The sequence below is a fragment of the Bacillus sp. FSL R5-0659 genome (genome assembly GCF_038008785.1).
Taxonomy (GTDB): domain Bacteria; phylum Bacillota; class Bacilli; order Bacillales; family Bacillaceae; genus Bacillus; species Bacillus safensis.
Genome location: NZ_JBBOZU010000001.1, coordinates 2,515,985 through 2,530,386, shown reverse-complemented (window position 1 = coordinate 2,530,386; position 14,402 = coordinate 2,515,985). Strand labels below are relative to the sequence as shown.

At 41.7% G+C, this 14,402-nt stretch carries 13 protein-coding genes; 8 read left to right on the top strand and 5 right to left on the bottom strand.

The annotated features are described in order from the left end of the window. Positions 1 to 27: 27 nt before the first annotated feature. Positions 28 to 330, bottom strand: coding sequence for a YtpI family protein (locus tag NSQ72_RS12955; RefSeq protein ID WP_003216665.1), 303 nt, complete (start codon positions 328 to 330; stop codon positions 28 to 30). Between the two features lie 147 nt (positions 331 to 477). Here NSQ72_RS12955 and NSQ72_RS12950 point away from each other — a divergent pair, with 147 nt between their 5' ends. Then, complete coding sequence (locus NSQ72_RS12950; RefSeq protein WP_024424800.1) at positions 478 to 1,419, top strand: DHH family phosphoesterase; 942 nt, start codon at positions 478 to 480, stop codon at positions 1,417 to 1,419. Positions 1,420 to 1,471: 52 nt separating this feature from the next. Here the strand turns inward: NSQ72_RS12950 and NSQ72_RS12945 are convergent, their stop codons facing one another. The 3 genes from NSQ72_RS12945 to NSQ72_RS12935 form a co-directional block, all read right to left on the bottom strand. Then, positions 1,472 to 1,657 (bottom strand): hypothetical protein, encoded by a 186-nt coding sequence (locus tag NSQ72_RS12945; RefSeq protein WP_003216400.1) that lies wholly within the window; start codon positions 1,655 to 1,657, stop codon positions 1,472 to 1,474. Between the two features lie 108 nt (positions 1,658 to 1,765). Continuing rightward, on the bottom strand, positions 1,766 to 2,269 hold the full coding sequence (gene ytrI, locus NSQ72_RS12940) for a sporulation membrane protein YtrI (protein WP_003216226.1): 504 nt from the start codon (positions 2,267 to 2,269) through the stop codon (positions 1,766 to 1,768). Continuing rightward, the gene (locus NSQ72_RS12935) at positions 2,266 to 2,607 is read right to left on the bottom strand and encodes a YtrH family sporulation protein (protein ID WP_024424798.1); all 342 of its coding nucleotides are present in this window, start codon (positions 2,605 to 2,607) and stop codon (positions 2,266 to 2,268) included. Before NSQ72_RS12935 ends, ytrI begins: the two co-directional genes overlap by 4 nt. Positions 2,608 to 2,744: 137 nt before the next feature. Here NSQ72_RS12935 and dnaE point away from each other — a divergent pair, with 137 nt between their 5' ends. The 7 genes from dnaE to NSQ72_RS12900 all read left to right on the top strand — a co-directional run bounded on the left by dnaE (position 2,745) and on the right by NSQ72_RS12900 (position 13,174). Further along, the gene (dnaE, locus tag NSQ72_RS12930; RefSeq protein WP_341084219.1) at positions 2,745 to 6,080 is read left to right on the top strand and encodes a DNA polymerase III subunit alpha; all 3,336 of its coding nucleotides are present in this window, start codon (positions 2,745 to 2,747) and stop codon (positions 6,078 to 6,080) included. A 141-nt stretch (positions 6,081 to 6,221) separates the two neighbouring features. Continuing rightward, complete coding sequence (locus NSQ72_RS12925) at positions 6,222 to 7,454, top strand: NAD(P)-dependent malic enzyme (protein ID WP_025092260.1); 1,233 nt, start codon at positions 6,222 to 6,224, stop codon at positions 7,452 to 7,454. A gap of 304 nt (positions 7,455 to 7,758) precedes the next feature. Further along, a complete protein-coding gene (gene accD / locus NSQ72_RS12920) occupies positions 7,759 to 8,634 on the top strand; it encodes an acetyl-CoA carboxylase, carboxyltransferase subunit beta (protein WP_034279640.1) in 876 nt (291 codons plus the stop codon). Continuing rightward, complete coding sequence (gene accA, locus NSQ72_RS12915) at positions 8,619 to 9,596, top strand: acetyl-CoA carboxylase carboxyl transferase subunit alpha (RefSeq protein ID WP_039180569.1); 978 nt, start codon at positions 8,619 to 8,621, stop codon at positions 9,594 to 9,596. Before accD ends, accA begins: the two co-directional genes overlap by 16 nt. Positions 9,597 to 9,937: 341 nt before the next feature. After that, complete coding sequence (gene pfkA / locus NSQ72_RS12910) at positions 9,938 to 10,897, top strand: 6-phosphofructokinase (RefSeq protein WP_024424794.1); 960 nt, start codon at positions 9,938 to 9,940, stop codon at positions 10,895 to 10,897. Positions 10,898 to 10,924: 27 nt separating this feature from the next. Then, entirely contained in the window at positions 10,925 to 12,685 is a 1,761-nt protein-coding gene (gene pyk, locus NSQ72_RS12905; protein WP_126681485.1) for a pyruvate kinase, read from the top strand. 99 nt (positions 12,686 to 12,784) lie between these two features. Continuing rightward, a complete protein-coding gene (locus NSQ72_RS12900) occupies positions 12,785 to 13,174 on the top strand; it encodes an FxsA family protein (RefSeq protein ID WP_039180564.1) in 390 nt (129 codons plus the stop codon). A 24-nt stretch (positions 13,175 to 13,198) separates the two neighbouring features. Here the strand turns inward: NSQ72_RS12900 and ytvI are convergent, their stop codons facing one another. Further along, entirely contained in the window at positions 13,199 to 14,317 is a 1,119-nt protein-coding gene (ytvI, locus tag NSQ72_RS12895) for a sporulation integral membrane protein YtvI (protein ID WP_039180561.1), read from the bottom strand. Between the last annotated feature and the right edge of the window lie 85 nt (positions 14,318 to 14,402).

Genomic DNA, 14,402 nt, shown 5'->3' with positions numbered 1-14,402 from the left:
GGGCGAACCCATGTCGCCCCTTTCCTTTTACGCGTGATCTTTTTCGCCTTCTTTTAAAAAGAGCGGAAGGTAATGCTTGTAGGCTTTATACCCAGCCCACGTACTGCCGATACCGACAGCAACAAAAATAAATCCGATGACAAATGCGAGTGACGAGCGGTTTAAAAATAATTGATTCACACCGAAAAGCAGGACAAAGCAGCCAAGGGCCATACTGGATTTCGCCGACCAGAATTTTTTCTCAACTGGCCGGTTCGTACGGACATTTTTCGCTTTGTAGTATAAATAAAACATGGCAGAACAAATAATAAACACAATCAAAACAAGCATGTGCCAAGCCTCCATTGTAAGTGGTTACAACCCTATTTTAAACGTAAATAGGCTTGCTTACTAGAATAAATTGTCTATTCCTCACTTTTCCGTCACGATAGATTATGATTTAATAATAAAAAGAGTATCGCATGAGAAGGAGTTTTTATGAAAAAAGAACTGATTAGAACCATATCATTATATGACACCATCATCATTCATAGACATGTAAGACCAGATCCTGATGCGTATGGATCGCAGTGCGGCCTTACGGAAATCTTGCGTGCCACCTATCCAGAAAAAAATATTTATGCGACAGGAACCCCTGAGCCATCCCTTTCATTTTTATATGAACTCGATGAGGTACCAGACGACGTGTATAAAGGGGCCCTTGTCATTGTCTGTGATACGGCCAATCAAGCAAGAATTGATGATCAGCGCTATTTAATGGGCGATAAGCTGATGAAAATCGACCATCACCCGAATGAAGATCCTTATGGTGATTTGCTTTGGGTGGATACAGAGGCAAGCTCTGTGAGCGAGATGATTTATGAATTGTACTTAGAGGGGAAAGAAGAAGGATATCAGCTGAATACAAAGGCGGCTGAATTGATCTATGCCGGCATTGTAGGAGACACTGGCCGCTTCCTTTTCCCAAACACAACGAAAAAGACACTCAAATATGCAGGGGAACTCATCGAATATCCGTTTTCATCTTCAGATCTTTTCAATCAATTGTATGAGACAGATTTGAATGTCGTGAAATTAAATGGTTATATTTTTCAACATATTTCTTTGTCAGAGAACGGGGTTGCATCTGTGTTCATTAAGCGTGAAATTTTGGAATCGTTCCAAACAACAGCGCAGCAGGCCTCACAGCTTGTTGGGACACTAGGAAATATTGCAGGCATTAAGGCATGGGTCTTTTTTGTGGAAGAAAACGATCAGATTCGTGTCAGATTCCGCTCTAAAGGTGTCGTCATTAACACCATTGCGAAAAAATATCATGGCGGCGGCCACCCTCTTGCAGCCGGTGCGTCCATTTATGATTGGGCCGTAGCAGATGAGATTTTGCGTGATTTAGAAGAAGTATGTAAATCATCATCATAAGAGAGGAGGGATATGAAGTCCCTTCTCTCTTTTTTTGTCATGGAGAAAAGGGTTACTTGCACACAGGGATAAACCAGCAGCCGATGTCTGTTGAATCTTCATAGGCTTGGAGATTTTGATGCTTTAATTCTTTTTTAATTAAATGAGCCATCATTTCTGTCTCAGCATAAGCACACATGCCGTCTTTGATCCGGCTTGCTTTGTCTCGTGCCATTTGACGATAGCTGTAAACCTCCATTGTCCTCACCTCTTTCTATTTAAGATCTCGTTCTACTTTTAGTGTATAAAAATGAAGCGTGAAAAGCGATCATTGAGGGCAGAAATTCATAAAAATTCCACAACCTCTTTATTCAGCAAATGAAATACGTACTTCAAGTGAAAGCTTCGTATAAATTGTCAGCTCTGTCACTTTCGCTCGGTATGCCTTTTCCCGAATGGTATATTCTTTATTTTCCACTGTCCGTTTTAGTAATTCCTTTGTTTTATAGACACTTTCAATATCCTTTGTAATGACTTCTGAGATATCCTCCTTGACCTGGTCTTCAAACTTTAGCGTATCTGGCTCTGGGATTTTATATTGCTCACGATTCACGAGATGAACATCTACGCTTTGGATCAGCAGCCGCTTCTTATTATCCTCATTTAACTTATGCAAATCTTCCCGATAGAGTGTGATTTGTTCCTTCAAACTGTCCATATGATGCTGCTGGCTTCTCAGCAGTGTCACTTGCTTTTCCTGAAAGGTTCCGTATGTAAAGAGAAAAATGAGCCAGCTTACAATCGCACCAAACATCATTCCTGCAAAAAAACGCTGCCAGCCTGGGCGTTTATACAGCTCCGGCACCCTCATGATGACACATGCTCCTGTGTAAGCCACGTAATAATGAGATACCCCGTTTGTGCGCCGCCCATGGCAGAGATAATTAATAAAATCTGCTTGAAAATATCACGCGTGTTTCCTTCGAAAATGCCTCGTTCAAAGCTATAAACAGCATCAAATGTTCCGCCGATAGCGGCGACAAGCGCCCAAATCTTTAAACGGTTGGCAAGACTAGTAATAATGGATAAAGGCGGCTGACCAGATAAATACGCACCAACACCGCCTATGATAGCACCACCCAAAATGACCCCAAGGGCGATAAAATAACAGCTGATAAAATTCGGAATAAAAGCTTCCTTCACATCCATTTTGTCCACCTCACTCTATTCAATATATGGTGTGTGCTGGACAAGTATGAACGGACAGAAAAGAAAGAACATTTGTTTCTCATCGCATCGCGTTTTATAATGAAAGAATGACTTTAGACGAAAGGAGTGGATTTAGCATGTCTTATGTTCATCTTCAGGTCCACAGTGGATACAGCTTGTTAAGCAGTGCAGCTAAAGTAAAGGAGCTTGTACTGAAAGCAAAAGAACTTGGCTGCAAGGCGCTCGCTCTTACCGATGACCATGTGATGTATGGAACGGTTGAATTTTATAAGGAATGTAAAAAACATGGCATCAAGCCGGTTATCGGTTTAACAGCTTCTGTCTTCATAGATGAACAAGAGACAGAGGCTTATCCCTTGGTACTCCTTGCAAAAAACAACGAAGGCTATCAAAATCTGATCAAAATCAGCAGTGTGCTGAAATCAAAATCAAAAGCCGGACTGAAAGAAAAATGGCTAAAAAGCTATCATCGCGGGCTCATTGCGATCACACCAGGTGCATCTGGGTATATTGAAACGCTTTTGCAGCATGATCAGATAGAAGAAGCGCGTGAAGCCGCCAAACAATTAAAGCATATATTCGGCGAGGGCCACGTGTACATCGCACTTCAGCCATTTCAGCAGGACGAATCGCTCACCAGCAAACTGCGGGACGTCTCACAAAGTGTGGACATACCTCTTGTTGCGACGGGGGATGTTCACTACATCAATCGAGAGGATAAAATGGCTTATACGTGTTTAAAGGCTATTAAAGCAGGGGAGCAGCTTTCAGAGATAGAGGAAGACCGAGGAGAAAAGCATTTCAGATCCTTTGAAGAAATGTTGGAATGGTATAGAGATGATCGAGAGCTGCTGACAAGAACGGTGGAGATTGCAGACCGCTGCGAGGTCGATTTAAATCTTGGGCAGACAAAACTTCCATCCTATCCAACTCCTGATCAATCAACAGCTGATCAGTTTTTACGCAGAGTGTGCGCAGAAGGGATGAAGCAAAGAAAGATTGCTTCACATGACACGTATGTCAAAAGACTTGAATATGAACTGAGCATTATCCAAAAAATGAATTTCAGTGATTATTTTCTCATTGTGTGGGATTTTATGAAGTATGCGCATGACAGAGGGATTGTCACAGGCCCTGGACGGGGATCAGCAGCGGGTTCACTTGTTGCATATGTTCTGTTTATTACGGATGTCGACCCGATCCGTCACGGTCTTTTATTTGAGCGCTTCTTAAATCCAGAGCGAATCAGTATGCCAGATATTGATATTGATTTCCCCGACACGAGAAGAGACGAAATCATTTCTTATGTAAAAGACAAATACGGAGACATGCATGTGGCGCAAATTGTCACGTTTGGAACACTTGCAGCAAAGGCTGCTTTAAGGGATGTTGGACGTGTGATGGGAATCGATTCAAAGGCAGCGGACCGTCTTGCCAAGCTGATTCCATCAAAGCCAGGAACGACGCTGAAAGAAGCGGTGACTGCATCTCCTGAATTAAAAACGATGCTTCAGCAATCTGAAGAGCTTCGAAAGGTCTTCCAAACTGCTTTAAAGGTAGAAGGCTTACCGAGACACACCTCGACACATGCAGCTGGCGTTGTGCTGAGCGAAGAGCCGCTGACAGAGGTCGTTCCGATTCAAGACGGCCATGAAGGTGTGTATTTAACGCAGTATGCCATGAATTATTTAGAAGATCTCGGACTTTTAAAGATGGACTTCTTAGGGCTCAGAAACTTAACATTAATTGAATCCATTAAAAACCAGATTGAAAGACAGGAAAACGTCCACATTAACTTTAGTGACATTTCATATGAGGATCAGAAAACGTTTGAATTGTTATCTGCGGGCGATACAACTGGAATATTCCAGCTTGAATCACAGGGAATGCGTCAGGTGCTGAGACGCCTGAAGCCTTCTAGTTTAGAAGATATCGTAGCGGTCAATGCCCTCTATCGTCCAGGTCCAATGGAAAATATCCCGCTTTTTATCGACCGAAAGCATGGCAGAGTCAAGGTCTCCTACCCTCATCCTGATTTGTATGACATATTAAAGGATACATATGGGGTCATCGTCTATCAGGAGCAAATCATGCTGATTGCAGCGAAGATGGCTGGTTTTCAGCTGGGCGAGGCTGATCTATTAAGAAGAGCTGTTTCGAAGAAGGATAAAAAGGTCCTTGATGAAGAGCGAAGCCATTTTGTTGAAGGATGCCTAAAAAAGGAGTATCCTGTTAACATTGCAAATGACGTTTATGACTTAATCGTCAAATTTGCAAACTATGGTTTTAATAGAAGCCATGCTGTTGCATATAGCATGATTGGCTTTCAGCTTGCTTATTTAAAAGCGCATTATCCGTTATATTTTATGTGCGGTCTTTTAACGAGTGTAATTGGAAATGAAGACAAAATTGCTCAATATTTCTATGAGGCGAAGGAAAAAGGGATATCTGTGTTGAAGCCTTCTATTAATAAGAGTGAGTTTCCATTTACGGTTGAAAAAGGGGAGATCCGCTACAGCTTAAGAGCGATTAAAAATGTCGGAGTGTCAGCTGTAAAGGATATATACAGAGCAAGACAGGAAAAGCCGTTTGAAGATTTATTTGATTTTTGCGCAAGAGTATCACCAAAGAGTGTCAACCGAAAAACGATTGAAGCGCTCATTTTTTCAGGAGCGATGGATGAGTTTTATCCCAATCGTGCTTCGTTATTAGCATCGATAGATATTGCGTTAGACCACGTGTCATTTTTAAATCCAGAGGATCAGCTGGACTTTCTTGGGGATACAACCTTCTCCATTAAGCCAAAATATGCGGAGATAGAAGAAATGCCGCTTGTTGATCTCCTGCAATTTGAAAAAGAGGCACTCGGGTTATATTTATCAAATCACCCAGTACAAGCATACCGAGACCGCTTAAGAGAGAATGGTGCAGTGGAAATAATCAGACTTTCTTCCTATATTAAGCGGAAGATTTCAATGGGTGGTCTTTTGACAAAAGTGAAATCGATTCGGACAAAAAATGGACAATCGATGGCATTTGTTACATTTGGGGATGAAACGGGAGAAATGGAAGGCGTCGTCTTTCCAGAGCAATTTAGAAAGCTGTCCCCCTTACTTGAGGAGGGCACCATGCTTTATGTGGAAGGCAGAGTAGAGATCAGAAATGACAGCAGTCAAATCATCGTGCAAGAAGCTGCTTTGCTGGAAGAGATGGACGCAAAAAGAAAAGAGTCTGTCTACATTCGGGTGAAAGAAGAGAATCATACGCAGGAGCTGCTAGAGCAAGTAAAACGAGTCCTCTCGATGCACAGCGGAGAAGCAGATGTCTATTTGTATTATGAGAAGCAAAAAAAGACGATGAGACTTCCAGATGCATACAAAGTTCATGCAGATCATGCTGTGATTTTCCAGTTAAAAGAGCTGCTCGGTGAACAAAACGTTGTGATTAAATGATGACAAATCGCCTGAATATGTTTTACAAATTCACCTATTGTGTTATCATTTTAAAGATTCTGTGTATTTAAAACTGCCAGTATGTGCTTATCAATTTAGCAAATCATTAAATCATTTTCCACTTGAAGGAGTGTTCATCACATGTCATTAAGAGAAGAAGCATTACATATGCACAAAGAGAATCAAGGCAAACTCGAATCAAAATCAAAAGTACAAGTGAAAAATGCGAAAGACTTGAGCTTGGCTTATTCACCTGGTGTTGCAGAACCATGTAAAGATATTTATGACGACACAAGCAAAGTGTATGATTATACAATGAAAGGCAATATGGTCGCTGTTGTCACAGACGGAAGCGCTGTTTTAGGGCTTGGAAATATTGGTGCAGAAGCATCTCTTCCAGTAATGGAAGGGAAAGCCGTATTATTCAAAAGCTTTGCAGGCGTAGATGCCTTCCCAATCGCGCTTGCAACGAACGATGTAGACAAAATCGTTGAAACGGTGAAGCTTCTTGAGCCGACTTTTGGCGGTGTGAACCTTGAAGATATTGCAGCTCCTAACTGCTTTATCATCGAAGAGCGCTTGAAAAAAGAGACAAACATTCCAGTTTTCCACGATGATCAGCACGGAACAGCCATTGTGACAGTAGCAGGACTTGTGAATGCACTGAAGCTATCTGGAAAATCTATGTCTTCAATCAAAGTAGTGGCAAACGGCGCCGGGGCAGCAGGAATTGCGATTATCAAACTTCTTTATCATTTCGGTGTACGTGATATCATTATGTGTGATACGAAAGGTGCCATTTACGAAGGCCGCCCGAATGGTATGAATGCAGTGAAAAACGAAGTAGCTAAATTCACGAACCAAGACCGCAAAGAAGGTTCATTAGAAGAAGTCATTGAAGGCGCAGACGTCTTTATCGGGGTTTCTGTAGCAGGCGCTTTAACAAAAGAAATGGTTGGAAAAATGGCAAAAGATCCTGTCATCTTTGCTATGGCTAATCCAAATCCAGAGATTATGCCAGAAGATGCACATGCAGCAGGTGCAAGTGTTGTAGGAACTGGCCGTTCTGACTTCCCGAACCAAGTGAACAACGTACTGGCATTCCCAGGAATTTTCCGCGGAGCATTAGATGTACGTGCAACTCACATTAACGAAGAAATGAAAATCGCAGCTGTTGAAGCGATAGCGTCTCTTGTTTCAGATGAGGAATTGTCAGCTGAATATGTCATCCCTGCACCATTTGATGCACGCGTGGCACCAGCGGTAGCAAAAGCTGTGGCAAAAGCAGCAATGGAAACTGGCGTTGCAAGAATCAAAGTCGACCCAGAAGCGGTCGCTGAAAAAACAAGAAAATTAACGATTATCGGCGAATAATCAACTGGAAAAGTGTGCACGTTTTTTCTGAAATTGGAGGAAAAACGTGCAACATTTCCTCTCTTACGCGAAAAATTTTTCATCCGGAATGAGATTTTTTTGTAGACGTTCACAATTCAAACATATCAACTGCTCAGCGCCCCAAACACCTACTCATTTCTCATCAATTCCCCACTGAAAAAATTGAATGAAGGATGACAGCGTTTGACAAAAAAAGTACAATAGTTTCGGTACAGTTATGACATGTCCTATAATAGTGGATGTGCGTGTAAAGAAAAAACCCTTCAAAAAGGGAGGTAGTCATTTGTCAATCAAGAATATTTTCAGTAAAAAGAAAAAATATGCATCTGTACCCTCTGAACAGGCAAGCCAAGATGTGCCTGAAGGCATCATGACCAAATGTCCGCAATGTAAAAAAATAATGCTCACCAAAGAACTAGATAAAAATTTACGTGTTTGCATGAATTGCGGCAGACATTTGCAAATGAATGCAAAACAGCGTATCGAAAGCCTTGTAGATGAAGGCACATTTGAAGAATTTAACGGGCACCTCATTTCAGCAAACCCGCTCGGTTTCCCAGGCTACGAAGAAAAGCTTGAGAAAGACAGAGAAAAAACATCTTTGAATGAAGCCATTGTCACAGGTAAAGGTGAGATTGAAGGCCAAAGTGCTGTGATTGCTGTCATGGATGCCACGTTCCGTATGGGCAGCATGGGATCGGTTGTTGGTGAAAAGATCACACTGGCGATCGAGAAAGCAAAAGCGGACAAGGTTCCGTTTATTATCTTTACTGCATCTGGTGGAGCGAGAATGCAAGAGGGAATTCTCAGTCTGATGCAGATGGCAAAAACAAGTTCAGCATTAAAACTGTTCAGCGAAGATCAAGGGTTGATTATCTCTGTGATGACGAACCCAACAACTGGCGGTGTATCAGCTAGTTTTGCGTCTCTCGGTGATTACAACTTTGCAGAACCGGGTGCTTTAATTGGTTTTGCAGGCCGCAGAATCATTGAACAAACGATTCGTGAAGACCTGCCAGAGGACTTCCAAACGGCTGAATTTTTAATGAAGCATGGACAGCTTGATGCTGTCATCCATCGTGCAGAAATGAAAGAAACACTAGGCCGAATCTTAGCGCTACACAGCACAGGAGGTGAACGAGAGTGGCTGGAGAACTAGAATTTGAAAAACCTGTCATTGAACTTCGAGCGAAAATTGATGAACTGAAAAAGTTCACACAAAACTCAGAAATGGATTTAAGTGCAGAAATTGAGCGCCTTGAAACACGTCTGAGCAAGCTTGAAGCAGACATTTATACAAATTTAAAGCCGTGGGACAGAGTGCAGATTGCTCGGCATGCGATGCGCCCAACAACTCTCGATTACATTCAAGAGCTGTTTGACAACTTTTTCGAATGTCACGGTGACCGTTTTTATGGTGATGATGAAGCGATCGTTGGAGGAATTGCCACGTTTAAAGGGCTTCCTGTCACTGTTATTGGTCATCAGCGCGGTAAAGATACAAAAGAAAACTTGCGCCGTAATTTCGGAATGCCTCATCCAGAAGGCTACCGTAAAGCGCTGCGTTTGATGAAACAAGCAGATAAATTTAATCGCCCGATCATTTGCTTTATTGATACAAAAGGAGCTTATCCTGGTAAAGCAGCTGAAGAGCGCGGACAAAGTGAAGCAATTGCGAAAAACCTATTCGAAATGGCAGGACTTCGTGTACCGGTTGTCTGTATTGTCATTGGAGAAGGCGGAAGCGGCGGCGCACTAGGCCTAGGCGTAGGAAACCACCTATTCATGCTAGAAAACTCAACGTATTCAGTGATTTCACCTGAAGGTGCAGCAGCACTGCTCTGGAAGGACTCATCACTTGCGAAAAAAGCTGCAGAATCAATGAAAATTACCGCTCCAGACCTAAAAGAATTAGATATTATAGATGATGTTATTAAAGAAGTGCAAGGTGGAGCACATCGAGACGTGAAACAACAAGCAGCCTACATGGAAAATGTATTAAAACAATCACTTACATCTTTGCTCAAACTAACACCTGAAGAACTAGTCGAACAAAGATATGAAAAATACAAAGCAATCGGGAAAGTATCGATTGAAAATCAATATATTGGGGTAAACTAAATAAACGTACAGCCTTTTTGGCTGGCGTTTATTTTTTTCATCTTTTTTCATGAAAACCGACCTCATGTAAGCGCTATTTGAAAATAATTTTCTTTTGTTTTCATAAAATTTGAAACGTCTGAAAACCTTGATATGATAAGGTTTATAGCACTCGCCTTTACAGATTTCAGAGAGATTTGCTTTCACGACGTTCTTAACTTTTGTTTAAAAACGGTTTATTTAATTGTATAATAAGTACGGTTTTAGAAATTCGTATTGAAAACATCCAAATTTGCTCATGATTGTTTTCAAGCAGTGGAAATGGTATGTTTAATTCATATATGGTCTCTGAGGTGAAAAAGATGAAGCGTATAGGAGTTTTAACAAGCGGTGGGGATTCCCCAGGAATGAATGCAGCTGTGCGCGCAGTTGTAAGGAAAGCAATTTACCATAATGTTGAAGTTTACGGTATTTATAATGGATACTCAGGTCTAATTAACGGTAAAATTGAGAAACTCGAAATAGGTTCGGTAGGCGATATCATTCATCGTGGAGGAACAAAACTTTACACGGCAAGATGTCCTGAATTCAAGACAGTTGAAGGTCGTGAAAAGGGAATTGAAAACTTAAAAAAATTCGGTATTGAAGGACTTGTAGTCATTGGTGGAGACGGGTCATTTATGGGAGCGAAGAAATTAACAGAGCTCGGTTTTCCATGTGTAGGTGTCCCTGGCACGATTGACAACGATATTCCAGGTACTGATTTCACTATTGGCTTTGATACAGCACTGAATACTGTCATTGATGCCATTGATAAAATTCGTGATACAGCCACATCTCATGAACGTACATACGTAGTGGAAGTAATGGGAAGACATGCTGGTGATATTGCCCTTTGGTCAGGTCTTGCGGGCGGAGCCGAATCTATTTTGATTCCTGAAGCAGACTATGACATGGACGAAATTATTGCTAGGTTAAGAAGAGGTCACGAGCGCGGCAAGAAGCATAGTATTATTATCGTTGCAGAAGGCGTAGGCAGCGGTGTTGAATTTGGTAAGCGGATTGAAGAGGAGACAAGCCTTGAAACACGTGTATCTGTCTTAGGACATATTCAGCGCGGAGGTTCTCCGAGTGCATTTGACCGTGTACTGGCAAGCCGTTTAGGAGCATACGCAGTCGAGCTTCTCCTTGAAGGACAAGGCGGACGCTGTGTAGGCATTCAAAGCAATGAACTTGTCCATCATGATATTTTAGAAATCTTAGATAAAAAACATACAGTCGATAAAAATATGTACCGACTTTCACAAGAGCTCTCTATATAAAACGAGAAGACCTTAGGAGGAACAGTAATGAGAAAGACAAAAATCGTTTGTACAATCGGTCCAGCAAGTGAAAGCATTGAAAAGCTGACTGAATTGATTGAAGCAGGAATGAATGTAGCCAGACTAAACTTCTCCCACGGAGATTTTGAAGAGCATGGTGCACGCATTGAAAACATACGTAAAGCAGGTAAAACATTAGGCAAGGACATTGCGATCCTTCTAGATACAAAAGGTCCAGAGATCCGTACGCGTACAGTTGAAAACGGCTCAATTGAGCTAGTCGCTGGTGCTGATCTTATCGTGAGTATGGAAGACATTGTTGGAAATACGGAAAAAATTAGTGTGACGTACGAAGATTTAATTCATGATGTAGAAGTAGGTTCAACGATTCTATTAGATGATGGTCTGATTGGTTTAGAAGTAAAAGAAATTAACACGGACCGCAAAGAAATCGTCACTAAAGTCATGAATACAGGCACACTCAAAAACAAAAAAGGTGTCAACATACCTGGCGTCAGTGTGAACCTTCCAGGTATTACAGAAAAGGATGCCAATGATATTCTGTTTGGAATTGAACAAGGCGTCGATTTCATCGCAGCTTCTTTTGTTAGACGAGCTTCTGATGTTCTTGAAATTCGTGAGCTTCTTGAAAAGAACAATGCGACTGATATTCAAATCATTCCTAAGATTGAAAACCAAGAGGGTGTTGATAACATCGACGAGATCCTTGAGGTATCTGACGGTTTAATGGTTGCGCGTGGAGATCTTGGTGTAGAGATCCCGGCAGAAGAAGTACCGCTTGTTCAAAAAATGCTGATCAAAAAATGCAATCGTTTAGGCAAACCTGTCATCACAGCGACTCAAATGCTGGACAGCATGCAGCGTAACCCTCGTCCAACCCGCGCGGAAGCAAGTGACGTGGCCAATGCTATTTTTGACGGTACAGATGCGATTATGCTTTCTGGTGAAACAGCAGCCGGAACATATCCAGTAGAAGCTGTGCAAACGATGCATAACATTGCATCACGTTCAGAAGAAGCACTAAACTATAAAGCAATTCTTTCTCGTAGAAGCGAAGAAGTAGAAGTCAGCATTACAGATGCGATTGGTCAATCTGTTGCACATACAGCAATGAAGCTTGATGTGGCAGCAATTGTGACGCCTACGGAAAGCGGACATACAGCAAGAATGATTTCAAAATATAGACCAAAAGCACCAATCGTAGCAGTTACAGCAAACGAATCAGTCGCAAGAAAACTTTCACTCGTATTCGGTGTATTTGCAAAGAGCGGATCAAAAACGACGTCTACTGATGAAATGCTTGAGAATGCAGTAGAAAAGTCTATTGAAACAGGCTATGTAAGACACGGCGATTTAATCGTCATTACAGCAGGTGTGCCAGTTGGTGAAACAGGTACGACGAACTTAATGAAAGTATATGTTGTCGGTGACATCATTGCGAAAGGTCAAGGTATTGGCCGTAAATCTGCATTTGGACCGGTTGTCATTGCACAAAGCGGAAAAGAAGCAGAAGAAAAAATGTACGACGGTGCGATCCTAGTCGCAAACTGCACAGATCGTGATATGATGGGAGCTTTAGAAAAAGCATCTGCCCTTATCACAGAAGAAGGCGGTTTAACAAGCCATGCAGCTGTTGTTGGATTAAGCCTTGGCATTCCAGTAATTGTAGGTCTTGACGGCGCAACAACACTATTAAAAGAAGGCGAAGAGATTACAGTAGATCCAGCACGCGGAGCGATCTACAAAGGCCGTGCAAGCGTCCTTTAAATCATCCAAGAGGGGAGTTGTCTGACTCCTCTCTTTTTTTATGTTACACTAAAAAAAGTAAACAGCTTTCGATGAAAGATACCCCATGAGGTGATATGGTTGAAGAAATATTTTCTACTATTATTAATTCTGTTCCCTGCGGTGGAAATTAGTTTATTTTTAATCTCAAGTAAAATCATTGGCATTTTGCCAACGATGCTGCTCATCGTGCTGACAAGTGCATTAGGTGCTTATTTCGCAAGAAAACAAGGAATAGAAGCCTTCCAAAAAGTACAGCGAGATTTACAATATGGCAAGATGCCAGGGGGAGCGATTGTCGATGGTTTTTGTATTCTGATTGGCGGTCTGCTGCTGCTCATTCCAGGCTTCTTATCGGATCTCATTGGGGCTTTGCTGCTCATTCCGGTAACGAGAAAGGGAATCAAGCCGCTCTTTGAACGCTGGCTTAGAAACTTGTCTAATCGCAACCGCTATACAATCATTCGCTAAAGAGATCTTCAGCCTAGGTCTCTTTTATTTTTGCATGCCATACCGAATGTACTCAAAAATATCTCTGAAAACTCCTGCATTACGGAATGCCTGCCACACGACAAGGGAAGCAGGGCCAATTACAAGTCCAAGAAAACCAAACCATTTTAACCCGACAAATAGCGCCACAAGCGTTGCTAAAGGATTAAGTCCGATGGATTTGCTTAAGACTTTTGGCTCTGATATTTGTCTTTGAATGAGGACAACAATATACAAAATGCCCAGTCCAATGGCGAGTGAGAGATTTCCTGTCATAGCAGAATAAATGATCCACGGTAGAAAAACAGTGCCGCTCCCGATATATGGAAGTAAATCGACAAACCCAATACATAAAGCAATCACAAGGGCATGCTCGACTTTTAAAACGATGAGTCCAATTAATACAATACCAATCGTCATGGCCACAAGCAGAAGCTGAGCCTTCATAAAGCCGGTAATGGCTTTTTTGATTTCAGATAAAATGGCGCGTGTATGCTGCATCCATTTTGCGGGAAAGATACGTGAGCCATACGTTTTTAATGTAAACCAATCTTTCGTGATAAAAAAAGTTGCCAGAGCAGAAAATAATAGAGTGGCTGCTGCATCAGGCAAAAGACCTAAAAAAGCCGGAATAAGCTCGAGTGTTTTTGAAAGAAAAGTCCCGATTTTTGCGGCAGCTTCATCACCGAGTGCTTGAATTTGTCCCAAAATCGATTCCTTTTGACCTGCTTGAAGCGTATTAAATTGGGCTGTGACATCATGATATAAAGGCAGAATTTTATCTGTGAAAAATTGCTCTACAATACCAATCAATTGATCAAGATGGCCAGGCAGCACCTTTGCCAAATAAGCACTCCCTGAAATGATTTCAGCCACTAAAAGCGTCATGAAGCCGGCGGCTGCGACTAAAAAGAGCAACAGTACAATGACCACAACAAGTCCTCTTGGCATCCCGGTAATCTCTTCGATTTTGCAGACGGCAGGGTGAATCAAACATGACACAATAAGGGCGATCCAAAAAGGATATAAAAACGGAAAAGACTGATATAAAAAGACAACAGCAAAAACAGCAATGCTGATTATCATCAAACTTCGCAGAAAAATGGCCACATAGGCGTGATTCACACAATCCCCTCCAAAAAACAAGCATGTCCGATACTTCATTTTATTCAAAAAGATTAGTAATATGAAAAGGTCGCAATAAAAAGAA